Below are 23,555 nucleotides of genomic sequence, written 5' to 3'. Positions count from 1 at the left end.
AGCTGACGCGCGTTGCGCGTCGTGGCCGGGCGTCGGCCGGAGAAAGATGATGTGGATCTTGGCCAGTGGACGTCGAGCGCCCTTGCTGGCTGCGGCGCCCACCGACCGGAGTTGGTGCGCTGGATCGTCAGCCGCGCAGCCGTCGGCCGATGCAGGCCGTGCCCAAGGTCAGGCCGGGTACAGAGGCACCACGAGCACCTCGACGGCGGCGCTGTTGGTGGTGGTGTGGCGGGGCCGCCAGGTTCCGGCCCGTCTCGACGGTGGTGAACGGAGCGGCGATGGCCACGCGGCTCACGGTTGCCGGGTGGCGCTCTTGGCGGCGATGACCTGCTGCGGGATCGTGCCGCGCGGGTTGTAGGCGGCAGACCGGGGTCGTTCTGGTGTGCGTACCACCACCGCCTGATGGGCTGGTGTTCTTCCCGGGCTTTCCGGGGCCGGTCGTGGTGCTCTTGCGCTTCGGCAATCGGTGTGCGACCGCCAGGTACGGGCGCAGCGCGGCGGCGAGCTTGTCGAAGTTGTAGTCGGCGAGGTCGATCTCGTACTCGACACCGTCGAACGCGAACCGGTACGTACCGACCTTGCTGTCGGTGCCGTCGATGTCATCGACGACGATGTACTGGATTCGGGTAGCCATGATCGGGTTCCTTTTCGTCGTAGACACGGGAAACCCGGGCACGGCCAATCGGCCGTGCCCGGAGTGCGCGGGTTGCGCGGGAGAGGCCGGGCAGCGGCCGGGTCGTGCAGGTCAAGGACCGGTGACACAGAGAGCGCCGACGCGTCGGGGTGCCAAGAGGTCGGCTGGCCTCGGGTGTGCCGGTGCGGCCGGGCGGCAGCGTTCTATCTGCTGGCCCAGCCGAAGAACAGCCAGCCGTCCGGTGCGGTCCGGCCAGCAAGCGTGACCGGGCCGAGTTGCACTGTCAGCCGGGCAGTGCCGGCGGCAGGATTCCCGCGGCCGGTCGGGGCCAGCCACCCGGCTTTGACGACCGTCTCGTCGGCGGCGAGCAGCTGCCGCTGGCAGCACACGTCGAAGACGGTGTCGAGGGTCGCGCCATCGAGGTCGGGATCGTTGCTCGGCCGTGGTAGGTCCCGAACGATCAGCACGCGGGTTTCGATCTTGACGACGATCGCGCCGGCCGGTCCCCACTTGTCATCGCTACCCGGGTAATCCCGCTCGATGAGCTTGCCAGCCAGTGCCTAGGCATCCCGTTCGCTCATCGGCTGGTGATAACAAGGAAGTGGTCCGTCGGCGGTATCTGCGCCCTTGGTTGCGTCCGCTCCGGTCGGGTCGGGCTCGCGCTGAGGACTGGTCACGGAGGTTCCTTTCTGTTGGCGTTCACCTCGTCGCTGGCCGGCTGCGCGGCGAACGATGGCGCGTTCGGGGGTGCGCCGTGTTCACGGCCGGCCAGTTCGGCTTCGGGCGTGGCCCGGCAGCCCTCGGCGTACGGCAGTCAGTGCTCGGCGCACCGTCGCGAGCAGGGGTGACGGCCGGGTGACGGTCTCCCAAGACCACTGGTAGGCCCCGAGGGGGAAGTAACCGGCGCGGTCGGGGCGCAGCCGGTCGACCTGCCGCCAGGTCCAGTTGCCGTCGTACGTCTGTTCCTCGAGGACGGTGAGGTCGTCGCCGCGCAGCCGCAGGATGGGATACGCGCCGGGCCTCGCGTCGATGGCGCGCAGGCGGTCGAGGTCGGCGGCGATCTTGGCGATGGTGTCCCGGTCGAAGCGCGGCAGGGCGTGCCCGGCGGTGGTGGTGTAGCCGTCGGGGATCTGGGCGGGGTAGGCGACGCTGCCGGTTTCCGGGCAGGTGACGTGGGCGGGCCGCCACCGGCAGCCGGCCGGGACGATGCTGTCGCGTTGGGTGGCGGTGCGGATCGCGTAGGCACTGATCAGGTGCTGGTCGCGGGAATCGATGTGGACGCTGATCCAGCTGTCGCCGGTGCGGCGGGCGGTGTGTATCAGGTGCATGATCTGGCCGGTCAGCGGTAGGAAGGCGTGCACGTAGTCGCTGAGGTGCACGTGGCTGGTGCGTCCGGTCGGGGCGTGCCGCCAGGCGGTGGCGTAGGCGCAGTGTTGGCTGCCGTCGTGGTCGTACCAGGCGGGGTTGCCGTTGGAGCGCAGTGTGGCGCCGTCGCGGGTGCTGGCGAAGACCAGTGCCGGTCCGTTGTTGGCGCCGGCGAGGGCCTCGGCGCGGGTGGTGGTGTGCTGTTCGCAGCCGATCGCGTGGGCGGTCAACGGTGCGACGTCGTCGAGTCGGAACCAGTAGCGGGGCATGGTGCCTCCCTGGGCAGAGATGGCGTGGAAACAAGGACCGCCCGGCCGCGTTCGGACGCGGCCGGGCGGTGGGGTCACGAGGTGTTGCGGAACCTGTCCGAAGGCACCGCGATCCGGGCGGTGCCTGGGTGGTCGTTTCAGTTGCCGCCGGCGCTCGGCAGGGTCGCTGCGAGAGCCGCGGTCTTGCTGCCGAGCCGGAACATCGCGGCGGCGTTGCCGGGCTCCTCGTCGATCCCAGCGGCGTATTCCTGCGGGGTGAACGGCAGCTTGGCGTGCGGGCCGACCCGGAATACCGGGAGGTCGTAGTACTTGCGGGCGACCGCGCCGGCACCGGCGACGGTGTACATCTCGCAGTCGCCGACGGTTCCCAGGCCCTGGATGAGCGGTTCTTTGCTGCCGGTGCAGAGCACGACCAGGTCGTAGCCGCTGCCGTCGATCAGTGCCCGGCCGGGCAGATCGAGGACGTTGGCGCGGCGCGGCATCACGGTCAGCCGGCGCACGCCGAACCGGTCGGCGCGCAGATGACTGCCGATCGCCTGGTATCTGCCGCGGACCTCCATCCGCCACTCCACACAGCTGGCAGGCAGTTGTTCGGCGTACCAGTCGATGCGGTCCACCCGGTCCAGTGCGGCGGCGGTCATGTACGGCTGCGGGGCGATGCCCAGCAGCGACTCGACCGTGCATTTGCCGGAGTCCCCGCCACCGACGACGGCGACACGGCGCAGGCCACGCAACGGCCAGGCAGTGTCCATGCGCTGCATGAACTGGGCGAAGGTGACGATCGTGGTGCCGTTGGCGAGGTGCTCGCCGGCCGGGTCACCGAGTCCTCGGGCGTCGATGACGCGCCTGGCCGACAGCGGGCCGCGGCCCTCGATGTCGAGTTCGACGCCCTCACCGTCGTCCAGGCTGACGGCGGCGACCCTGGCGTTCGGGACGACGTCGGCGAACTGCGCCAGGGTCAGCCGGATCGCGAGTGCCATGTCGGTGTTGTTCTGGTACTCGATCGCCGAGACGTTCGCGGCCTGGATCGGCGCGCCGGGCAGGTAGTTGAGGTTCGCGGTCTGGTCGCCGGCCAGGCCGGGCCCGCCGGGACGGTTGCGGGAGTTGAGCCAGAACACCGGCCGGCTGCTCATCGCGAAAGTGCCGCCGACGCGCGGGCCGCGTTCGAGGACCAGCGGCCGCGGGTGGCCGGCCAGCACGCGGGTGGCCGCGTAGACGGCGGCGTGGTAGCCGCTGCCGATGATCACCTCGCGGTAGATCCCGGAGCCGGCGTCGGCGAGCGCGTCGAACTGGCGGTCCCGGTTCGCCCAGTAGGTGTCCAGGAATCGGTCGGCGAACTCACGGCCGGCGGGGTCGAGGGCGATCCCGGTCAACGAGGCGGCCAGCGAGTGCGGGAATTCGGCGGCGCGGTCGGTCATCATCTGCATGCCCGCGGCGGCGGCCGGGTTCGACGCGACGGCGGTCAGCAGATTGGCGATCGCGGTGGAGGGCTCGAACATGGGTTGGGAGTCCTTTCTCGATGGCCCCGGTGGCCGTGGCGGACCCGCGTGACTCGTCTCGGGAGAACCCGGGACAAGGGCAGGCCAGGCGTGGTCCCGGGGAGAGGTGTCAGCAGGTCGGCTGGTGCGGATGCCGGGCGCGGAACTGAACCCGGACGCGGCTTGTGGGGCCGGCAAGGTCATCGGCGTCGGACAGCGGCCGGTGGCCCGCGTGAGCGGGTGGGTGGTGGAAGAGGGAAAGGGCGGCCGTGTCGCCGACCGCGGCTGTACGAGCACCCCGGCCCGGGGCGCCGGGCTGTTTCTTGCCGGGCGGGATCTGCGCTTGCGGCGGCAGGGCGGTGCCCTTTACCGGCTTTCTCCGGGCTGCCACGGCTGGCCGTAGGTTGCGGTCGCCGCCGCGGCCCTCAAGCGGGAGCGCTCGTGTGGCGCAGGGGTTGTCGCCGGGATGCGCAGCCGCCTTGGCGGCATTGTCCGGAGCAGGGGCGAAGCGGCTCCGTCCGCCAGGGCGCCGGTTCGGAGGTCTGGTCGAGCGGGTCGGTGTCGCGCGGGCGCTGGGCGCGTCGGTGCGGGCGGCGCGTGGTTGTCAGCCGCTGGTGCGCATGGTTCGGGCGAGGGTGTTCAGGACGGTGAGGGTGCCGTCGAAGTCGGGCGCCGCCGTGTCTGGAAGTACCAGCAGGCAGTGCCCTGCTTCGCCGAGCACGTGGGTGAGTAGGTGGGCCCGGCCGTCGATGTCGACGGCGTCGATCTGCCGGACGGTGGCGGGTCCGTCCTCGTCGTCGATCGTCTGGGTGTACAGGTAGACCCAGGCCAGGAATCGCACGCCGGTGACCTGGGCCAGCTGCTCCTGGACACCGAAGCGGCGCATGTCGTCGTGGGCCTGGCGCAGCGCGGCGACCGGCCCGTCGGGATGGCGCCAGACCTGCGGCTGCACCGGCAACGGGTTGACGCCGAGATGCCGGGCGCTCGGATCGGGGTGTCCCGGGACGGGGGTTTCCTGCAGGACGGCGAGCAGATTCTCGCCGGGCCCGCCCTGGGTGCGTTGGGCGTGAGCGTCGAGATCGATCAGGCATCGGGCGATGGCCTGGATGTGGATGCTGCTGAGCATGTGCGTCCTCCGGATTCCGTGTTCGTGGTGGATGCGGGTCCCGTGCACCGGGCTGGGCCGGTGCGCGGGTGCGGGGTGGAGCCGGTCCGGGCTGTCGCGTGTCCCTTGGGTTCAGGGTGTGGCGGCGGCTACCGGACCGGACTCTGGTGGTGGCGCTAGAGGGTGACCGCGACCAGCCGCTGGTCGTCCTCGATGTGTTCGAGGTAGCGGTTGGCCTGCGCGAGGAAGGTCACGCGGTCAGCGAGAGCGTCGGTTTCCGGCGCGATCTGCTGTCCCTCTGCGGTGAGCAGCGCGTCGCCGCAGACCGCGGTCAAGGCGCTGTAGTGCTGGTAGGCCGCAGGTCCGGCCTGCAGCATCTCCAGCTCGTCGACCGCGAGCGGCGCGACGGTGTTCGCCGCGTTGTGCATGCGCATCGCGCTGACGCGCGGCTGCCGCCAGAAGTCGGCGGCGGCCTGGTCGAAGGTGTACTTGCTCGGGTCGTTCAGGTGCCGGCTGTGGAAGGTCACCCACGGCTGGGCCGGCTTGGTGCCCTGTACGGCCTGCTGCCACTGCTGGTGACGGATACCCGCGCCGACACCGGCGGCGTACCTCAATCCTGCGAGGTTCAGCAGCTTGGCCGGGCCACCCGCGCAGTAGGCGGGAGTGCCCTTGCGCAGCTCGAACATCTGCCGGCGCTGCCACAGGCGCAGATTCTCGATCGTCCAGAATCGGGCCTGCAACGTGCCGTCGACACCGAAGTGCCGGTGCAGCTGGTGAGCCGTGAGCGCATCGCTCGACAGTCCGTCGGGCAGGCACACGATCATCGTGGTGATGGTCGCGGCGGGCCGGACGAGCGGCGGCTGACCATTGCTCGGCTGAGCGACCGGCTGCGGAGCCGGGGGGTTGGGGACACGCTGTCCGTTGCGGGACGCGGTAGCGGTCATAGTGACGATCTCCTTCGATACGGGCGTGCTGAGAGCACGCAGAAGTGACCGGCCCACCGGGTACATGGGTCGGTTCACGAAAGGGGTGGAGGTCCAGCGGACTGCTGGGGTGGTTCGGTGCGACCTGGGGGTCGCCGCGCGGCGCGGGCGCCGACCGGCCTGTTAAGGGCGGTGGGTGCGGGCACCGGGTGGTGCGGCGATGGTTCCTGTAGGCGGGACCGGACCGGGGTGGAGATATATATGAGAGAGGTGTTGCCGAAAAACAGTAGCGGCACGGTCTGTCAGGACCAGCCGCCGTCATGATCGCCAGAACGTGCTCTGACCTGCAATGTCAGACTGTTGTCAGGCTCGCGGACGGTCGGTGTGCGGCGCTGTGAGACTTTCTGCGGGCCTGCCAGAACCGAAGGGTCCTGGAGGCGGCCCCGCAGCAGTCGCTACGGAGTAGCGCTGCAGGACGACTACGCCGAGGCGGCGCCGGGGTAGCGGTGCGGGTTGGTGGCCGGGTTCTCCGGGCCGTGATCCGACGGCAGTTCGTGCAGCCACCGGCGTGGTGCCGGGTCGTGGGTCAGCGTCCAGGCGGGGCCGGCGGGGTGCTCGGTGTGGATGCCGGTCGCGACCGGCATCGCCAGCCGCACCCCGGCGAGGACGTCGAGCAGATGCTGCTCGCGGCGGCGGCTGGGCACCCGCAGCAGCACCGGGTAGCGGGGGCCGCCGGCAGCGAGGCGGTCGTACTCGCGCAGTTTGCGCAGGACGGTGCCGATGGTCTCGGTGCCGTTGTCGTGTTCGAGGAAGAAGCCGACTTCCCGGCCGCCGGCTTCCCAGATGCCGTGCCCGTCGGGGCGGATGCCGGGGCCGGTGGCTGCCGCGGCGACGGCCCCGTACACGGCGGTGGCGTGCTGTTCGGACCACCAGCGGGCCAGCCGGGCGTTCTCGTCGGTGCGGGTGTAGGCGTGCAGGTCGACGAACAGCTGGTTGGTGCCGATCAGGTGCGCCAGTTTGCGGCTGCCGATGATGCGTTCGGTGCGTTCCACACTGGAACGCGGATCCCGGCCGTCGGTGCGTCTCGGGTCGTTGTACTGCGTCGGGTAGACCACCGCGCCGAGCGGGCCGAGGGTGTAGAGGTACTGGCGGTCGCCGGTGGTGACGTCGACGAAACGGGTCACGGCCTGCAACGAATGCAGCACGGCGAGACGCAGCCGGGCCGAGCGCAGCGACGGGAACAGAGCAGCGGCGATCTGGCCGGTGCTCAGCACGTAGTGCTCGGCGAGCCAGGACAGCAGCAGGTGGTCGCGGGCGGTCAGGCGACGCAGCCGGTCGAGGCGGTCCAGGCGAGATGACGAGGACCGAGACGAGGACCGGAGCGAAGCGAAACGGGAGGACGAAGGACTGGAGGAACGGGACGACGAGGAACGAGAGGAAGAACGAGGAGAAGGGGGTGAGGAGGAACTGGACGACGAATCGGAGTGATCCGAGGTGGACACGGGTGGGGCTCCTTCAGGCGGAAGAGGTTGTCCCTCCGTTGGAGGGGTGTCGGGGTGCGCGCAGGAGCCGCCGAGAGTCGCTCAGCGGCGGTGTGCTGCGAGAACAGGGCACATCCGCCGGTTCTGTCAGGGCGACGGAGTGCTCGGTGGTGAAGGGCTGGTGAAGCCCACACGGAAGGCGGGCTCACACGCTGTTGAGCAGCGCTGACAAACTTTCTTGGTCGGTCAGCGCCGACCTTTTCTGCGTTGTGACACAGGCACCGTGCTCAGGATTTCGGCTTCTCGCCGCTCTTGCCGCGCTGCTGGCGCCCGTCGTCGGGTTTGGCCGAGAACTGTTCGACGAGTTCGTCGATCGCGCTGGTGTCCTGCGCCGGCACACGGGCCGCAGCGGCCTGCCGGATGGCGGTCGCTTCACCGACGACCGCCTTGGGCGGCCTGGTCTTGAAGGTGAACGCCGGTGTCTGCCGGCCGGCAACGACCAGCCGGGCGACCGCGGTGTAGGCGTCCAGATGCGCGAGGTCGTGTTCGTCGAGCTCAGGTGCCGTGTGGCGGGCCAGGACGCGAGCGTCCTCCGGCGCCACCGAGAAATAGATTTTGTTGCGGGCGTTCGCGGACGCCGCCGCGAGCAGCTCCTTCGGGAACTGGGCTAGGTCCTGGTGGGCCAGGACCATGGACAGCCGGTACTTGCGGGCCTCGGCCAGCATGCTGTCCAGGCTGCTCGCCAGGGTGAGGAAGTTCTGCGCCTCGTCGATGATCAGCGTCGCGTCGCGTCGCCGTTCCGGCTCGATGCCGGCGCGGGCGGTGGCGGCCTGCCACACCTGCGCCAGGATCAGGGAGCCGAGCAGTTTGCTGGTGTCCTCCCCCAGCTGACCTTTCGGGATGCGTACCAGCAGGGCGCCGCCGTCGAGGACCTTGCCCATGTCGAAACTGCTGCGCGGGTACCGCATCGTGCGTTTCACGAAGTCACGCAACAGAAAGCTGCGGAGCCGGGCCAGGACAGGGCCGATGACCTGCGAGCGCAGCGCCGGGTTCAGCGAGTCGTACCACTGCCAGAACCCACTCAAACCGGCCGGGTCGTCCAGGCCGACGGTCATCGCAGAGCGGAACTGCGCCGAGTTGAGCAGCGGCGGAATGTGCTGCAAGGTCACGTTCGCGTGGCGCAGCAGGGTGAGGCAGGCGACCCGCATGACGTCGTCCATCCGCGGCCCCCACGCTTTCGCGAAGATATTGCCGAAGATGCTCACGATGTTGTCGACGACCAGGTCCGGGTCGTCGCCTTCAAGAGGGTTGATCGTGGGCGGGTTGGGCTGGTCGGGGTCGAACAGCACCACCCGGTCCGCCACGCTGGCGGGGAGCCGGTCCAGGATGTCCAGCACGAGGTCGCCGTGCGGGTCGATCACCACGGTGCCGCGGCCGGCGATGATGTCGTCGACGGCCATGTTCACCAGCAGCGTCGTCTTGCCGGAGCCGGTCGACCCGACCACGTGCATCTGATAGCGGGCGTCGGAGACGGCGAGGGCGACCGGGTGCCCGCCGATCTCGGCGTCGCCGAGCACCTTCACCCCACGCCCGCCGGTCGGGACCGCCACCGGCGCCGGCATCGACTTGGCCCGGGCCCGGTCCAGGCCGGGGACCGCCAGGTCCCGGGGTAGTGCGGCCATGACCGCGAGTTCGGGGGTGCAGGCGAGGAACCCGGCGCCGAGGCGCCGGGCCGCCACCACCTCCACCGGCTGGCCCATGCGGGTGCGGTGGGCGAGCCGGTTCCGGCCGGCGTACACGGCGTAGGCGGAGGCGATCGTGTCGGCGATGCCGCGCAGGCGGTCGGCCGAGCGGGCGCCGCCGCGCGGGTTGTCCTTGGCGACGACGTACCGGATCCCGATTGTCCACAGGCTGTGGACGGTCTTGTCGAGGATCGCCCGGACGTCGCGTTCCAGGCCGGGGTCGCGTCGGCTGGCGGCCGGTGCGCTGCGGGTGGGGGTGCTGCGGCCGGGTAGGAAGATCTCCAGCAGGAACAGCAGCGGCGCTGCCGGGTTGATCGTCGGCACCGCGGTCTTGCCGTCGCGCAGCCGGCCGGCGGCCCGGCGTGCCCGTGCCGCCCGGCGGGGTGGGGCGGGCCGGGCGAGGATCTGCACGCAGGCGTACTCGTCGTCCTTGAGCTGGGAACCGGCTGACATCAACGCGCGCAGCGGGTCGTTGTCGTGGTCGGTTTCGAACGGCAACCACTCGGAGGCCTGGGGTAGCAGGTGGCCGCCGGTCGCCTGCGGCACCTGCAGGGGGATCGGTGGTGCTGCGACGCCGGTCGTGCACGCCGCGGACGGCCAGGCGGCGCGGACGGCGGCTTCGACCGCGCCCTGCGAGACGGTGCCGGGCACCCACATGGAGATGAACAGTTGCCGGCCGGTCCAGGTGTACTGCCAGACGACGTGCGGGCTGCCGTACAGCAGCCGCCGTTTCGTGGAGGGGGTGAGGGTGCCGTGCAGGTTCGCCCACAACGCGCCGGCCGACGCCGCGTCGACTTCCGGCGGCGGCGCCACCGTGACCAGGCGCGCGCCTTCGGCGTGACGGTGGTGACGCCACCCGGCCAGGACATTCTGGGCCGCGACGTACACGACGAGCAGCGCGGCGGCGACGCCGAGCAGCCAGGGCCGCTGCCATGCCCAGGTGCCGGTGTCGAGGATCCACTGCGCGGGCGCGCTCGGCGGCGCAATGACATCGGCGCCCGGTCCGGAAGGACCAGGCGCCGACGTGGGCGAGGAGAGTACGGACAGGATCGTGTTCACAGCTCGGTCTCCTCGTCGTCGAGGTCGGACGGCTTCGTGGTGGCCAGACCGTGCTCGGCCCGCGACGAGATCGCCTCGAACGCGGTGCGCTGCGGGCCGGAGATGAGCAGGCCGCGGCCGACCCGGGCGGACAGCAGCATGCGCCGCTCACCGGCGGTGAGACCGAACGCGTCAGCGACCCGGTCGATCGCCTGCGGCGCCTGCTTGAGCAGCACCTGGGTAGCGGCGTTGGCGACCACGGCCTGACCGAGATCGGTGCCGAGCACGTCGGCGACATCCTGGGTGATCACCGACAGGCCGGCGTTACGTTTACGGCCCGCCTTGCTCATCTTGAACAGGAACTTGGCGCCCTCGCCGTCGCGCATCAGCAGCCATGCCTCGTCCACGACCACCAGCCGGCGCACCGACCTGCCGGCCCGGCCGGGCGCGTCGACGCTGCGCCAGATCGCGTCCAAAGCCAGCAGCTGACCGACCGTGCGCAGCTCGTCGGGCAGCTGTCGCAGGCTCCAGACGATCAGGTGCCCGTCGGGGCGGGTGGTGGTCGGCCCGTCGAACAGCCCGGCGAAAGAGCCGTGCACCCAGGGCGCGAGCCGGGCAGCCAGCTGCGTCGCCGCCGGGTCGCCGTCGGCGTCGAGCACCGCGGTCAGGTCTTTCAGCAGTGGGGCGGCCCGGTGGTGGGTGGCCGGGTCCGCAGTGATCCCGGCCTGCCGGTACGTCTGCAGGATCGCCCGGTCCAGGGCGGCGCGTTCGCCGGGTGGCGGCGCCTCGGCCAGGAGCACCGTGATGAGGGTGTGCAGGAACAGGCCGCGGCGGGTGAGGACGTCCGGGCGGTTGTCGCCGACCGGCAGATCGAGGGGGTTGATCTTCACACCGGAGGCGCCGAGCCGCACGATGGTGCCGCCGACTGCGTCGGCGAGGCGCAGGTACTCGTCCTCCGGGTCGACGACGGCGACCCGCACCCCCTGGAAGAGGTTGCGCAGCACGTCGAGTTTGACGAAGTACGACTTCCCGGCACCGGAGCGGGCCAGGACGATGCTGTTGTAGTTCTCCTGGCTCCACCGGTCCCACCAGACGATGCCCTGCGAGTCCGGGTTGATGCCGTAGAGCACCCCACCGGTCGACGCGGGATCGCCGGGTAGCGGTGCCGGCAGATCCGCCGAGGCCAGGGGGAACGCGGCGGCCAGGGCGGCGGTGTCCATGGTCCGGCGCATCTGCAAACTGTCGGTGGCCAGCGGCAAGGTGGTGGTCCAGCCCGACAAATGTCGCCAGGTCGCCGGCTGCACCTCGATCAACGTCGACGCGGCAGCGGCTTTCACCTGACTGCACGCCTCGAGGAGTTCGGCCTCGGTCCGGGCATGCACCGTCAGATAGAGGCCGACGCGGAACAGTTTCGACACTCCACGGGCCAGGCGTTCGGCAAGGTCGGCGGCGTCGTCGGCGGCGGCCTCCACGTACGGGTCGGCCAGCTTGCCCTTCGCCGCGTCCGCCCGTCGGCTCGATTCGAATCGGGCGCGCTGGGTCCGCAACCGGCCGGCGGCGACCGGCGCCGGGATCGGGTCGATGTGCAGGGCCAGGTCGAGGCGACCGGGCCAGGACAACAGCGGTTCGAGCCAGGCCGGGCCGACCTCGGCCGGGTAACCGGTGACCACCAGGGTGGCGGCGTACCCGTCCCCGACCCGCAGGAATCGGGGGGTGACTTCGACGGAAGCCGGGGCAGCGGCGGCTGCCAGCGACGAGGCCGGGGTTTCAACAGGTGGAGTTCGTTCCCGTTTGCGGGTCAGTGTCTTCACGTTCGTCTCCTGGGTGTGGCCGGTGTGGGGCCGGTAATGACGGTGTCGGGGGCGGCCAGCCCACCCGGGCGCGGCGGCCGGTAGGGGTCCGCGGCCGCCGCCAGCGCGGCAGTGGCGGCGTGACCGTCAAGGGCTCGGGTGGTGACGCCGAGCCCGGACAGCGCCCGCACCGTGCCGTCAGCGCGGCGATGGGCGGCGTGTTCGCCGCGCTCCCCCGCGCCGGTGCGGGTCACGATCAGGACCTGACGGCGTAAGGGGTCGCGGCGTTCGGCGAGGTCGTCGAGGAAGCGGGCGTGGTCGGCGGCCGCGTCGGCGAGTGCCGGGTGCGGCATCGTGTCCGCGGCTGCGGCGAGGGTGCGGGCGTGTGACCGCAGGTCGACCGGTTGCGCCGAGACGACGATCTGCGTCGCCGTGGAGAGACTGTTGAGCCACCGGCCGAACGTGTCGACCAAGGCGGCCTGCTCGTCCGCCGTGCGCAGCGCCAGGTTCACACTGGTCGCGGCGACCATCGCCGCCTGGCTGCTGCCGAGGGTGATCTCGCCGTCGTCGCTGATCGCGGCGGCGGGCAGCTTCAGCGGGGCGGGCAGCATCACCCTGGATTTCGGGGCCTCGACCCAGTCGGGGACCTTGGCGGTGGTGTCAGTGGTCGACAGCGCCCGCGGCGCGCGGGAGTGCCGCACCGCCGCGAGCAGCCACACGTCCATCAGCAGCCCGTCGCGGCGCCCGGCTGCGAGCCCGAACACGAGACCGCCGAGAACGACGGCGGCACCGAGCAGCACCGGTACCGGCAGAAGGTCCTGCAGGGCTTGCCAGGCGCCGTAGCCGCAGACCGCGGCGACGGCGAGGATCGCCAGTTGGCGGAAGGTGAGTCCGTAGGCGACTTTGTCGGGGGCGTCGACGTCGGCGGGCATCCTCGCCCGCACGACGTCGCTGTCACGGCGCTCGCTCATCGCAACACCCGGCCGATCCCGGGCAGCGCCCGGCTAATCTGCTGAACGACGATGACTTTCACCATCGCGCCGAGGAAGTTGGTGCTGCGCCCACCTTCGGTGGCGTAGCGGCGGACCAGGCCGGGAACCTTCACGCAGGTCCACAGCAGAACCATGACAACGAATAGGTTCAGCACACTGCCGGGCTCGACCGGCAGGCCGAGCATCGGCCACGTCGCGGCCGGATCCAGCAGCATCCACTGCGCGCAGAACAGCACGAAGCCCTGCAACATCGGCACGGCGAGGACCCCGGCGAACGAACGCCACCACAGCCGGGCCACCGGGTCGGTCTGCGGCAACGCGTGACAGGCCAGCGCGATCGGGGCGCAGGCGGTCAGGACCAGCGCGACAACGAACCTGACGATCGCCGAACAACCGGTGGCGGCCATCAGGAACAAGATGATCGACACGCAGACCAGGAACAGCAGGCCGCCGTCGCCGGCGGTGATGTTGTTGCGCATCGCCTGCAACGCGCCGTCCTGGTTGAAGTTCTGTTCGGTCAGCGCGCTGGTCAGGCCGTTGGCCAAGTCGATCATCTGGCCGGCGATCAGTTGGGAGAAGTGGGCGGTGATGAACCCGACGACGCAGCGCGGAATCAGGTCCTTGACCGTGTAGCGGGACCGTTCGTCGCCTTGATTGGTCATGGTCAGCACGCCGACGGCGAGGAACACCAGCACGAACATCGTGTCGACGATCCACACGGCACGGCCGGTCAACGCCTGCACCTGCGGCAGCCCGGTCACGTTCGGGGTGACCAGCAGAACGTTGGTGATCACCGCGATCAGCGCGTTGAGGCTGTCCAGCAGCAGGCCGGCGAACCAGTCCAGAATCTTGTCGAGCCAATGCGTCGGATCGAGCCAACCCATGGCTCAGCCGCCGACGATGCCGCGTACGACCTGCAGCAGGACCGGGGCGAGGACCGCCAGGCCGTAACCGACCAACGCGTTCTTCAACGCGCCTTTGGCCTTGTCGACCTGGGCCGGGTCACCGCCGGCGGTCGCCCAGTACACACCGGCCAAGACCAAGAACAGCGTGGCGACAGCGGCCAGGATTCCCATGATCCAGGCCCGCAGGTTCGCGACGACCTGCGGCAGGGTTTTCGCGGCCGCCGTCACCGTGCCGGCATCGGCGTGGGCGGCGGCCGGGACGAGCAGGATCAGGACGGCCGCAACGAGGGCCGCGGCAACGAGACCAGCCCGGCGGGCGAGAAGAGTGGAACGGGTGTTCGGGGCACGCAGACGTGCCCACAGCGTGCGGGACATGGCGGGGTCACCTCCCGCCGCGCACCCACGACAGGCGGGTGCGCGGCGATACTCAAACGGCGGAAAGGGAACCGCCGCCGGACGCCAGAGGCGAAGGGCAGATACGACGTGAGCGCGGATGTCTCGGGAGGAGCTCGTCCTCCCTGTTCGGGTTTCGCTGGTGATGAGGTGTCAGCGCATCAAGGGCGCGGCACCCGAGAACGTCCCGGCTCACGGCGACCGACCCGAAGACTCGGGGCTCGACGGCGGGCGAAGACCGCGGAGGGCACCCGGGTCATCCCGGTGTCGTCGCGGTTTCGCACCCTCAAACCGGTGTTTGTGCGCTGTGGCGAACACTCGGCTGTCTGACACGCGGCTGACAGAAGCCCGATGGTTCTGACAGTGCAGCTCAGGGCTGCTTTCACGACTCCGTGGCTGTTCGACTGGATACGGAGAATCGGAGCCCACCCCACCCACTACAAAGCAGCGAGCCCGACAAGGTGTCGGGCCCGCTGCGGGTGGCGCGGATGATCTCAGGCAGCGAGTAGCTGCGGCTGTTGCGGTGTGGCAGCGCCACGGCCGGCTCGGATCCGGCGGCGCTGTTCGGCTCGCTCTCTCCATTCCTGGCGGACCTGCGGTGAGGTGGTCTCGGTGAGCATGCCGTCGGTGACGGCCTCGGCGATGCGGGCGTCGATACGTTCGAGGCGGCGGCGCAGGGTGCTGACCTCCAGGCCGAGGCGGGCGGCGATCGGTTCGATCGCCCGGTTGCCGAGCCGCAGGTCGATGTAGGGCTGCTCGTCGCAGGCGTCGACGATGCCCAGCTCGACAGCGCGGCGCACCAGTAGGTCTGGGTGTCCCCACGGCCGTTTCGGCGTGCGGGGCCCGGTGGCGTGTTCGAGGATCTCCTCCGGGAGTGGGATCGCTTCGGCGCCGTCGCGTTGGTGCAGCTCGTGGCCGGCGCGCCACGCGGCCCGGCACAGCGATGCGTACGGCGCCGGCCGCACCAGGTCGACCCGGTCCCGCAGCGCGGTGAGGAACCCGGTGAGGATTTCCGCGTCCAGGTCGTAGGCGTCACCGCCCCAGCCGCGGCGCAGCTGTCCGGCGTAGCGGCGCAGCGAGGGCAGGGCGAGGGCGGTCGCGGCGATCACCCAGGCCGAGCCGTCGAGGCGGGCGCGGCGGATCAGCTCTCGCCATACCGCGTCGCGGGCCTCAAAGGAGTGCGGGTGCTTGAGTAGCCAGCGCCGCAGCGCGGGCAGGCTGGGCCTGCCCGCGGGCAGGTCGGTGCCGTCGCGTAGCGGCTCCAGGTCGAGTAGCAGCGGCTGCGGGCCGGTGGTCAGAGCCGTGAAGGCGGCGTCGACGGCGTCCAGCGGTGAATCGGGCCAGTCGGTGGCGGTCATGCAACGAACTCCTGGGAATCGAGACGGCAGGTTTCGCCGCGGCCATGCCCTATGGGGATCGGGCCGGCCGTGCAGGCATGCCGCTGATTGGGCCACGAGCGGCTGACACCGTTCTGACAGTGCAAGTCAGCGCGCGTGAAGGCGGCCGATACCGGGCGTTCGGCGCGTTCAGCAGGCCCGCACGCCGTCTGACAGCCGCCTGACACGGTTCTAAAAACCCGCGCTGACCGGCGGTTTCATGCGCGCGGCGCGGTGTCAGTCGTGGGTGCACCAACGACCAACAGGAATCTGGCAGCAGCCGCCGGGTCTGGCAGCGGGCCCGCGCGCGGCCTCATCGCGACTGACAGCCTCGGCCGGCTGGCCCGGCGCTCGCCGGCGGAGCCGACAGGCGGGGCGCTGTCAGAAAAGCGTTAGACCGCTGACAGACCGGCGAGTGTTCGCCACAGCGCACAAAACCCGGTTTGAGGGTGTCAGCGCATCACGGCGCGGCGTGGAGCCCACCAGTTCATGAGCGAGCACACGCCGCAGCACCACACCAGCCCGTCCACCTCCACCGATCCGGCCGCGATCGATGCGGCCCCGACCGACCTGATCGCCGGCGACCCGCCGGTCCCGATCACCGTCTGGCGTACCGCCCGGACCGAAGCTGACACCGGACGCAGCATCGGCGCGCGTCTCGCGGCCCGGCTGATCGCCGCCTACTCCCGCCCGGGTGAGGTCGTCGTCGACCTCACCGATGGCCACGCCCTCACCCAGGCCTGCACGGCTGGTGGGCGTCTGCACCACCCGGCCTGGTTCACCGACGCGCCCAGCTTGATCGTCGGCCCAGCCAGCCCGGTCCGCTCCGCCGACACCACGGCCGACACCGTGCCCGAGGGCACCGGCGACGGCGAGGACGACGAAGACCTGCCGGATCTGAGCGCCTGGTTCGGTGACGACCTCACCGACCCCGCCCTGCACCCGGCGACCCCGGGCACCGGCCTTCCGGTCGACGGTCTTCCGGTCGACGGTTCCCTGCACGGCGTGACCAGTCTGGTGGTCGCCCGCTGGCCGCTCGACGAGACCGGCGACGCTGCCAACCGGGTCCGTCTGGCGTGGCTGCTGACTGCCTGCGCGCAGCTGCTGCGCCCGGGCGGCTGCCTCATCCTCATCGTCGCCGTCCCGGCGGGCACTCCGCCGATCCCGGAGGACTTCTCCTCGGTCGTGCAGGCCGCCGCCGGCGTCCGGCTCGGCTACCTGCAGCACATCGTCGCGGTCGCCGCTGACACCGACGGCGACGCGTTCATCTACCACGTCACCGACGAAGAGCTGCTCGCCCTGGCCGACGCCACCGGCAAGTGGCAGGCCGCGCACCTGCGCGTGCACGCCGACCTGCTCGTGTTCAGCCAGACCAGCCGACCCGACCCGGCTTCCGGCAAGACTGGTCGTAAGGGCGGTGGCCGCCGTGGCTAAGCACCGTTCCCATCAAGAGCCGGGCACCCCGCCCGAGGCTCCCGCCGCGCGGCCGGTCTCCGGCGGGAGGCACCGGGCCTACGACGCCCGGCACCGCAGCGACGGCCCGGACGGGCTGAGCGTGTGGGCGACCGCCCAGTCGACCGGGCCGGTGCAGCGCAAGGGCCGCTACGTCGCCGAGTCGATCAAGCACCCCGCCCGGATGCTCCCGGCGATCGCCGAGCACGCCATCACCCACTACACCGAGCCAGGAGATCTGGTGCTCGACCCGATGTGCGGGATCGGCACCACCCTCGTCGAGGCGGTGCACGCCGGCCGCGACGCGTTCGGCATCGAGTACGAGTCGCGGTGGTCCGATATCGCCGACGCCAACATCAAACACGCTCACACCCAAGGGGCGACCGGCCGGGCCGCGGTGATCCGCGGAGACTCCACCGGCATCCTGTCGCTGGTCCCGGCGGCCCTGACCGGGCAGGTCGCCCTGGTCGTGACGTCGCCGCCGTACGGGCCGACGGTGCACGGCCTGGTCGAACCCGGCGAAGGCGGCGTCCGCAAATCCGACAACACCTACAACGACGGCACCGACCGCGGCAATCTTGCTTACCGCGACCTGACCGGCCTGGCCGACGGGTTCGCGCAGATCCTGGCCGGCTGCCGGGTGCTGCTGCGCCCCGGCGGGGTGGTCGTGGTGACCGCCCGTCCGTGGCGCAAGAACGGGCAGCTCGTCGACCTGCCGTCCGCGGTCATCGGCGCCGGGCTGCGGGCCGGGCTCATCCCGGTGGACCGGTGTGTAGCGCTGCTCGCCGCGGTCCGAGACGGCGGCCTGGTCGCCCGGCCCAGCTTCTTCCAGCTGCAGGCAGTCCGCAAGGCACGCAGGGCCGGCACGCCGATGCATTTGATCGCGCATGAGGACGTGCTGGTGTTTCAGGCGCCGCCAATGCCCGATAGCGGGGTGGTGGCGTGACCGCACCTGCCGCCCGCTTTCTCCTCCTCGACCGGCCCGACCATCTGCTACGGGACTTCGATTTTGTCGAGCAGCCGCAGCAGCAGGTCGGCCAACAGCACGATCTCCGCGGCCTCGGTGGCGTCGTTGAAGTCCACCCGTCGATGGCTCGACGGATTCTTGAACAGCCCGATAGCGCCTTGGAAGAGATTCATCTGTGCGGTCGATTCGCCACCCTCGAGTTCCTCCCGGAAAAGCGGTCCGCCTGGCTTGAACGCCTTTACCATCAGCTTGGTGCCGATCTCGTCAGGTGCGGTGCCGAGACCGGACCTGGCACGCACTTGGACCTCGACCTCTTTCATCGCCGCGAACGCAGCGATCTCGAAGTCACCTCGAAGGAACTGGGGCCGAGCGGTTCTCTCCAGGGCGGGTACGAGGTCGACATCGAGCCGTTCAACGGCCTTCAACCAGTTCAGACCATCGTTAAGGAACTGGTGGCCCTTGCGGCTGATCAGAAATGCCCCAGTGGTGTCCTGGCCAAGGTCCCAGGCGATCAGTCCTCGGTTCTCGATCCAACCCCAGGCCTCGCTCAGCGCCCCCATCGCGTCTGGTCGCTTCGCGTAGCCCGGGTTCCTTCTGGTCAAAAGCCAGGTGCGCCAGTTTCCTACCGCGTTGTCATGTGCGTCTCGCAAGACGAGCAGGCCAAGTTCATCCAGCGGAAGTGCGATGACTTCGTCTGCATGCAGTGTCCAATCCGTTGTCATCTCACCATCCTGCCCACTCCGGGTGCCTGCCCGACGGGCAGCCATCTGGCCGACAGGATGCGGCACTGCACGTGGCCAGTCGACCAGGCAAGAGCCACTCGTTCGAGTGTGGTGCAGACAGGTACTGGCGAATACGAGATTCGTCCGATCGAAGCGTCCCCGGACCTGGCGACGCGCGACGCGACGGCTGGTCCGGGACCGGCGCTGCCGATCCAGCCGATAACTGGGCTGCGGGAGGTGGCGTGATTGCCGCGCCCTCGCCGCTCGGAACCGGGCTCCGCATCGGATCACTGTGCACCGGCTTCGGCGGACTCGACCTCGCCGTCGAAGCCGTCCTCGGCGGCCGGCTCTACTGGTACGCCGAAACCGACCCGCACGCCCAGAAAGTCCTCACCGCCCGATGGCCGGGCGTCGTCAACCTCGGCGACATCCGCACCGTCGACTGGAACAGCGTCGCGCCGGTCGACATCATCACCACCGGATTCCCCTGCCATGACATCTCCAACGCGGGCAAACGTGCCGGGATCACCGGCGCGCACTCCAGCCTCTGGACAGCGGTCGCCGACGCCGTTCGCGCGTTTCTACCCCCGCTGGTCTTCGTGGAGAACGTGGCCGCGCTCCTCCGGCGCGGCTTCGACGTCGTCCACGCCGATCTGGCCGCGATCGGGTACGACACACGGTGGGTATGCCTACGCGCTTGTGACGTCGGCGCCGCCCACCGCCGAGACCGGCTGTTCCTGCTGGCTGTCCGTCGTGACATCGCCGTCGGGGCCGGTGCTGCCGACCCCGTGCGCCCGTGACGGCAAAGGCCCCGGCCACCCGTACGGGCTGCCCGACCTGATCGAACCGGGCGGCAGCCGCAATCCGCTGCTGCCCACCCCGACCGCGGTCGCGTACGGGTCGAACAGATCCGAGTCGGCCGGGGCGGTCCGCCGGCCCGGCCTCGCCCAACTGGCCGGCACGCTGCTGCCGACCCCGACGGTCGCCGACAGTCGCAGCTCGGCCAACGCGACCGCCGGGCGCAGCACACCGCAGGTCGGGCACGCCGGTCGCACGCTGACCGACGCCGCCCGGCTGTTGCCGACCCCGCGGGCCAGCGACACCGGCACGCCCGGCCAGCGGGCGGGAGCCGGGTTCCGTCCGCCGCTGTCGCAGGTACTGCTCCCCACACCGCGGGCCAGTGATGGTGAGAAGGGCTGCCCCGGGCAGCGGGGCAGCCACGGTGATCTGACCCTGCCGGCCGCGGCGGTCCGGGTGCGGATGCTGCCCACCCCGCGGGCCAGCGATGGGCACGGCCGCTGCGTGCACGGCGACGGCGGCGCCGATCTGGTCACCGCCGTCGCCGCGCTCGGCGAGCTCGACGAACAGCGGTGGGGCGTCTACGCCACCGCGGTGGCCCGGTGGGAACTGCTGCTCGGCCGGCCGGTCCCGGACCCGACGCAGCCGGGCAAGCACGGCAGACCGGTGCTGGCCCCACCGTTCGTCGAGTGGCTCATGGGCCTCGACCAGGCGTGGGTCACCGGCCTCGACCTGCCACGCACCGCGGCGCTGCGGGTGCTGGGCAACGGTGTGGTCTGGCAACAGGCATCCACGGCCCTGCGGCTCCTGCTCTGCCCACACCACCGGACGGTCGGATAGCCACTCATCGAGCCATCGGCGGACGGTCAACTTGCAGCCATTCGCGCTGGGCGGGCGTCCCTACCAGGGCGCCCGCCCAGTCGCCCACGTCTACCGCGCTCGGCGAGGCACGCGCCGGCCGGCCGCGTTCCGATCATCGAATCCGTCTCTACGCCATGACGAAGGTGGCAGCGCATGAACGACCGTCGAACTCGCACGCCGACCAACCGCCCTGACCCGATCGAAGCCCCGCCGCGCCGTACATGGGACATCGGTGAGATACGTGCCCTGGGCGCAACGACGGATCTGCTCACCGCCGGGGAAATCCTCGGTATCTCTCGCAACAGCACCTACCGGCTGGCCCGTAGCGGCGCTTTCCCTGTGCCCGTCATCCATGTCGGCAAGCAGTACCGGGTCGCGGTGGCCGGCCTCCTCGTCCTCTTGCAGCTCGACGCACAGACACCACTCGTCGAACCTGCCGACGCTGCCGGTCTCAATGCTCTCGATGCGGCAGACCCGGGACCCGCCCCGAAGCGCTCCGATACACCGACGACTTGATCTGCGCCCGGCATCGAGCGTGGATGTCCATCAACCCGCAAACCGCTGCACACCGGACCTCGAACCACCGGGAGCCCTACACCCATGGCTAGCCACACGCCGTTCAAGATCTGCCGCTGCAAAGACCCGCACACCGGCAAACCACTCAGGAACAACTGTCCGAGACTCCGTCGCGCCAACCGATCCTGGAACCCCGCCCACGGCCAGTGGGCCTACCAACTCGAACTCCCGACAACCGTCGAGGGCAGACGCCGCCAACTGCGACCCGCCACCGGCTTCGACAGTCAGGCAGACGCGCAGGACGAGATCGACCACGTCCGCCGACTGCTCGACCTCGCCGGAAAGAACAAGAAACGCCTCGTCGAGATCGCCGACTTCCTACAGCACTGTCGGCGCACCAGCGGTGTCCTACCCGATGTGGAAACCCTCCGCCAGCGCCTCGGCTCGGGCAGCCCTCTGGCCGGAGTCCTCACCGTCGCCGAATATCTGACCGGATGGATCAAAGACCTCGAGGTCGACGAGAACACCCGCCGCTCCTACGCCGGTCACATCACCGTGCACCTCATCCCGCACCTCGGCGACATCCCACTCGACCAGCTGCGCCCGCACCACGTCCAGACCCTCATCCGCAAGATCAAAGAAAGAAACGACGACATCCAACAGAAGCGCAACAGCCCCGACCCGGAGGTCCGAAAAAGCGTCGCCGGGCAACGTCTCACCGGCGAGGCCACCCGGTCGCGGATCCGGGGCACCCTGCGTAACGCCTTCAACAGCGCGCTGCGGCTCGGCGTCATCGCCGGAGTGCCGAACCCGGCCGCGCTGATGAAGACACCGAACCCGCGGTCGAAGCCGATCGTCTGGGAACCCGAACGCGTCGAACGGTGGCGGGCCACCGGCGAAGTCCCCGGGCGCGTCATGGTCTGGACCGACCAACTGCTCGCCGAGTTCCTCGACTATGCAGAGATCAACGCAGCGGATCTGTACCCGATGCTTCACTTCGTCGCCTACCGCGGCACCCGACGCGGTGAATCCTGCGGGCTGCTCGACGCCGAAGTGCGCCTGGGCAAGGCCGAAGTCAGCATCGTCAACCAGATCGCCGTCCACGGTCAGACACCGCATCACAAGAAACCCAAGAGCGAAGCCGGTAACCGCGATCTCATCCTCGACCACGACACGGTCGCCGTCCTGGCCCGCTACAAAGCCGCCCGGAACCGGAGGCAGCTCGCCACCGGCGAAGACTGGCCGGACACCGGACTGTTCTTCGTACGCCCCGACGGCCGCGCCTGGCACCCCAACTCGGTATCCCAGCGATTCCGGCGACTGGTCAAACGCGGCGGCTTCCCCCCGATCCGGTTCCACGACCTACGCCACGGCGCCGCCACCATCGCCCTCGAAGCCGGTACCGACATCAAAGTCGTCTCCGAACAACTCGGCCACTCCAGCACCACTCTGACCCGCGACACCTACCAGAGCGTCACCAAGACCCTGCACCACGACGCGGCTGGAGCCGTTGCCGAACGCATCAATGCGAAACGCCGCTTAGAGGGCATCTGATCCCCTAAGGGGATAGTTCACGTTTGCGCATGTCATCGGCCGTGATCGTTCGTTGGTCCGGCATGGGGATGGAGCGACTTCCATATCGAACGGACCTGTCGGATGCCCGGTGGGCGTTGATCGAGCCCGTGCTGGTGCAGTGGCGTGGGGCCCGGCGGGGTCTGGGGATCAAGCCGCCGGTGCATGATCTGCGGGAGATCGTCAACGCGATCTTGTACGTAGCGAGGACCGGCATGGCGTGGGAGTACCTGCCGCACGACTTCCCGCCAGCGAAGACCGTCTATGACTACTACGCCAAGTGGGAGACCGACGGCACGACGGCTCGCATCCACGATCTTCTGCGGTCTCGGGTGCGCGAGACGATGGGCCGAGATGCTGAGCCGAGCGCTGCGGTGCTGGACGCCCAGAGCGTCAAAACGTCTTGCAACGTAAGGGAATCCGAGCAGGGCATCGACGCGGCGAAGAAGATCAAGGGACGTAAACGGCACATCGCCACCGACACCCTCGGGCTACTGCTGGCGGTGGTGGTCACGGCGGCGTCGGTATCCGATTCTGCCGCCGGCAAGGTCCTGCTGAGCACGCTGGCCGACAAGCATCCGACGGTGAGCAAGGTCTGGGTCGACGGTGGCTACCAGAACACGGTGCTGCGTCACGGAGCACGACTCGGCATCGACGTCGAGGTGGTGCCGCGCCACGCCGAGAAGGGGTTTCATATTCTTCCGCGTCGGTGGGTGGTCGAGCGGACGTTTGGATGGCTGATGCAGCACCGGCGCATGGTCCGCGACTATGAGGCACTGCCGCAGCGTTCGGCTGCGATGGTCCAATGGGCGATGTCTAACACAATCATGCTCAGACTGACCGGAGAATCCACCCAAACCTGGCGTTGGGTAACTCGTATTTCGTCGCCGGACGGACATGTCGGGATCAGATGCTCTCTAAGGTGGCCACAAGGTCTCCGGTATGAAGTTCTAGCTTGGTCGCTGAAACCACTTACCGGAGACCTCTTCAGTTATCGATCACCGCCACGCCGTGACCTCCACCTGGCGACCCAACTTCTAAAACTCGCCCTAGGTCAGAAGATCTCGCTCATGTTGCCCCAGGAGGTCGCGATCGTGGTGTAGGTGCTGGCGATGCCGCCGGCACCGTTGCCGGCGTAGAGCCGTAGCGCGCCATCGCTGTAGCGGCCGATGATGT

The 23,555-nt window shown here is 69.9% G+C and carries 20 protein-coding genes and 1 pseudogene; 7 read left to right on the top strand and 14 right to left on the bottom strand.

The annotated features are described in order from the left end of the window. Positions 1-127: 127 nt before the first annotated feature. The 13 genes from ADL15_RS53140 to ADL15_RS22010 all read right to left on the bottom strand — a co-directional run bounded on the left by ADL15_RS53140 (position 128) and on the right by ADL15_RS22010 (position 15,473). Complete coding sequence (locus tag ADL15_RS53140; protein ID WP_067694299.1) at positions 128-634, bottom strand: Lsr2 dimerization domain-containing protein; 507 nt, start codon at positions 632-634, stop codon at positions 128-130. A 203-nt stretch (positions 635-837) separates the two neighbouring features. After that, positions 838-1,101 (bottom strand): hypothetical protein, encoded by a 264-nt coding sequence (locus ADL15_RS22065; protein ID WP_067694295.1) that lies wholly within the window; start codon positions 1,099-1,101, stop codon positions 838-840. A 291-nt stretch (positions 1,102-1,392) separates the two neighbouring features. After that, a complete protein-coding gene (locus tag ADL15_RS22060) occupies positions 1,393-2,268 on the bottom strand; it encodes a hypothetical protein (protein WP_067694292.1) in 876 nt (291 codons plus the stop codon). Between the two features lie 137 nt (positions 2,269-2,405). Further along, positions 2,406-3,767, bottom strand: coding sequence for a hypothetical protein (locus ADL15_RS22055; protein ID WP_067694289.1), 1,362 nt, complete (start codon positions 3,765-3,767; stop codon positions 2,406-2,408). Between the two features lie 583 nt (positions 3,768-4,350). Then, on the bottom strand, positions 4,351-4,872 hold the full coding sequence (locus ADL15_RS22050; RefSeq protein ID WP_067694286.1) for a hypothetical protein: 522 nt from the start codon (positions 4,870-4,872) through the stop codon (positions 4,351-4,353). Between the two features lie 155 nt (positions 4,873-5,027). Continuing rightward, entirely contained in the window at positions 5,028-5,795 is a 768-nt protein-coding gene (locus tag ADL15_RS22045) for a hypothetical protein (RefSeq protein WP_338025558.1), read from the bottom strand. A gap of 458 nt (positions 5,796-6,253) precedes the next feature. Beyond that, the gene (locus ADL15_RS22040) at positions 6,254-7,123 is read right to left on the bottom strand and encodes a replication-relaxation family protein (RefSeq protein ID WP_067694444.1); all 870 of its coding nucleotides are present in this window, start codon (positions 7,121-7,123) and stop codon (positions 6,254-6,256) included. A gap of 419 nt (positions 7,124-7,542) precedes the next feature. Then, positions 7,543-9,984: a type IV secretory system conjugative DNA transfer family protein gene (locus ADL15_RS22035; protein WP_394326949.1), complete on the bottom strand. Its 2,442-nt coding sequence runs from the start codon at positions 9,982-9,984 to the stop codon at positions 7,543-7,545. 68 nt (positions 9,985-10,052) lie between these two features. Beyond that, a complete protein-coding gene (locus ADL15_RS22030; RefSeq protein ID WP_067694438.1) occupies positions 10,053-11,837 on the bottom strand; it encodes a VirB4 family type IV secretion system protein in 1,785 nt (594 codons plus the stop codon). 5 nt (positions 11,838-11,842) lie between these two features. Further along, positions 11,843-12,757 (bottom strand): PrgI family protein, encoded by a 915-nt coding sequence (locus tag ADL15_RS22025; RefSeq protein WP_394326948.1) that lies wholly within the window; start codon positions 12,755-12,757, stop codon positions 11,843-11,845. 35 nt (positions 12,758-12,792) lie between these two features. Next, on the bottom strand, positions 12,793-13,701 hold the full coding sequence (locus tag ADL15_RS22020) for a hypothetical protein (protein ID WP_067694280.1): 909 nt from the start codon (positions 13,699-13,701) through the stop codon (positions 12,793-12,795). A 3-nt stretch (positions 13,702-13,704) separates the two neighbouring features. After that, a complete protein-coding gene (locus ADL15_RS22015) occupies positions 13,705-14,097 on the bottom strand; it encodes a pilin (protein WP_067694278.1) in 393 nt (130 codons plus the stop codon). A 512-nt stretch (positions 14,098-14,609) separates the two neighbouring features. Next, positions 14,610-15,473: a hypothetical protein gene (locus ADL15_RS22010; RefSeq protein WP_067694275.1), complete on the bottom strand. Its 864-nt coding sequence runs from the start codon at positions 15,471-15,473 to the stop codon at positions 14,610-14,612. Between the two features lie 507 nt (positions 15,474-15,980). On the opposite strand from ADL15_RS22010, the gene ADL15_RS22005 reads away from it, so the two are divergent. Together ADL15_RS22005 and ADL15_RS22000 are read left to right on the top strand one after the other, a co-directional pair. Continuing rightward, positions 15,981-16,925, top strand: a complete 945-nt coding sequence (locus tag ADL15_RS22005; protein WP_067694272.1) for a hypothetical protein — start codon at positions 15,981-15,983, stop codon at positions 16,923-16,925. After that, the gene (locus ADL15_RS22000) at positions 16,909-17,889 is read left to right on the top strand and encodes a TRM11 family SAM-dependent methyltransferase (protein WP_067694269.1); all 981 of its coding nucleotides are present in this window, start codon (positions 16,909-16,911) and stop codon (positions 17,887-17,889) included. The genes ADL15_RS22005 and ADL15_RS22000 overlap by 17 nt, the downstream gene beginning before the upstream one ends. A 47-nt stretch (positions 17,890-17,936) precedes the next feature. Here the strand turns inward: ADL15_RS22000 and ADL15_RS21995 are convergent, their stop codons facing one another. Further along, on the bottom strand, positions 17,937-18,632 hold the full coding sequence (locus tag ADL15_RS21995) for a TIGR02391 family protein (RefSeq protein ID WP_198170946.1): 696 nt from the start codon (positions 18,630-18,632) through the stop codon (positions 17,937-17,939). 242 nt (positions 18,633-18,874) lie between these two features. On the opposite strand from ADL15_RS21995, the gene ADL15_RS21990 reads away from it, so the two are divergent. The 5 genes and pseudogenes from ADL15_RS21990 to ADL15_RS21975 all read left to right on the top strand — a co-directional run. Further along, positions 18,875-19,432, top strand: a complete 558-nt coding sequence (locus ADL15_RS21990) for a DNA cytosine methyltransferase (protein ID WP_232344277.1) — start codon at positions 18,875-18,877, stop codon at positions 19,430-19,432. Beyond that, on the top strand, positions 19,386-20,270 hold the full coding sequence (locus ADL15_RS21985) for a hypothetical protein (RefSeq protein WP_232344276.1): 885 nt from the start codon (positions 19,386-19,388) through the stop codon (positions 20,268-20,270). Before ADL15_RS21990 ends, ADL15_RS21985 begins: the two co-directional genes overlap by 47 nt. Before the next feature lie 174 nt (positions 20,271-20,444). After that, the gene (locus tag ADL15_RS51605) at positions 20,445-20,807 is read left to right on the top strand and encodes a helix-turn-helix domain-containing protein (protein WP_198170944.1); all 363 of its coding nucleotides are present in this window, start codon (positions 20,445-20,447) and stop codon (positions 20,805-20,807) included. Positions 20,808-20,891: 84 nt separating this feature from the next. Next, positions 20,892-22,361 (top strand): tyrosine-type recombinase/integrase, encoded by a 1,470-nt coding sequence (locus tag ADL15_RS21980; RefSeq protein ID WP_067694263.1) that lies wholly within the window; start codon positions 20,892-20,894, stop codon positions 22,359-22,361. Positions 22,362-22,429: 68 nt separating this feature from the next. Further along, positions 22,430-23,245 (top strand): annotated as a pseudogene (locus tag ADL15_RS21975) (IS5 family transposase); the annotation flags it as partial. Positions 23,246-23,555: the final 310 nt, after the last annotated feature.

Source organism: Actinoplanes awajinensis subsp. mycoplanecinus (assembly GCF_001509495.1).
Taxonomy (GTDB): Bacteria; Actinomycetota; Actinomycetes; order Mycobacteriales; family Micromonosporaceae; genus Actinoplanes; species Actinoplanes palleronii.
Note: the sequence above shows the minus strand (reverse complement) of the source record. Positions and strands in the feature narration are given on the sequence as shown.

Excerpts from the sequence above, each read along its gene's own strand:
- ADL15_RS53140 (WP_067694299.1), bottom strand. The coding sequence starts at position 634 with ATGGCTACCCGAATCCAGTACATCGTCGTCGATGACATCGACGGCACC.
- ADL15_RS22060 (WP_067694292.1), bottom strand. The coding sequence starts at position 2,268 with ATGCCCCGCTACTGGTTCCGACTCGACGACGTCGCACCGTTGACCGCC.
- ADL15_RS22055 (WP_067694289.1), bottom strand. The coding sequence starts at position 3,767 with ATGTTCGAGCCCTCCACCGCGATCGCCAATCTGCTGACCGCCGTCGCG.
- ADL15_RS22050 (WP_067694286.1), bottom strand. The coding sequence starts at position 4,872 with ATGCTCAGCAGCATCCACATCCAGGCCATCGCCCGATGCCTGATCGAT.
- ADL15_RS22045 (WP_338025558.1), bottom strand. The coding sequence starts at position 5,795 with ATGACCGCTACCGCGTCCCGCAACGGACAGCGTGTCCCCAACCCCCCG.
- ADL15_RS22025 (WP_394326948.1), bottom strand. The coding sequence starts at position 12,757 with ATGCCCGCCGACGTCGACGCCCCCGACAAAGTCGCCTACGGACTCACC.
- ADL15_RS22020 (WP_067694280.1), bottom strand. The coding sequence starts at position 13,701 with ATGGGTTGGCTCGATCCGACGCATTGGCTCGACAAGATTCTGGACTGG.
- ADL15_RS22015 (WP_067694278.1), bottom strand. The coding sequence starts at position 14,097 with ATGTCCCGCACGCTGTGGGCACGTCTGCGTGCCCCGAACACCCGTTCC.
- ADL15_RS22010 (WP_067694275.1), bottom strand. The coding sequence starts at position 15,473 with ATGACCGCCACCGACTGGCCCGATTCACCGCTGGACGCCGTCGACGCC.
- ADL15_RS22005 (WP_067694272.1), top strand. The coding sequence starts at position 15,981 with ATGAGCGAGCACACGCCGCAGCACCACACCAGCCCGTCCACCTCCACC.
- ADL15_RS21995 (WP_198170946.1), bottom strand. The coding sequence starts at position 18,632 with ATGACAACGGATTGGACACTGCATGCAGACGAAGTCATCGCACTTCCG.
- ADL15_RS51605 (WP_198170944.1), top strand. The coding sequence starts at position 20,445 with ATGAACGACCGTCGAACTCGCACGCCGACCAACCGCCCTGACCCGATC.
- ADL15_RS21980 (WP_067694263.1), top strand. The coding sequence starts at position 20,892 with ATGGCTAGCCACACGCCGTTCAAGATCTGCCGCTGCAAAGACCCGCAC.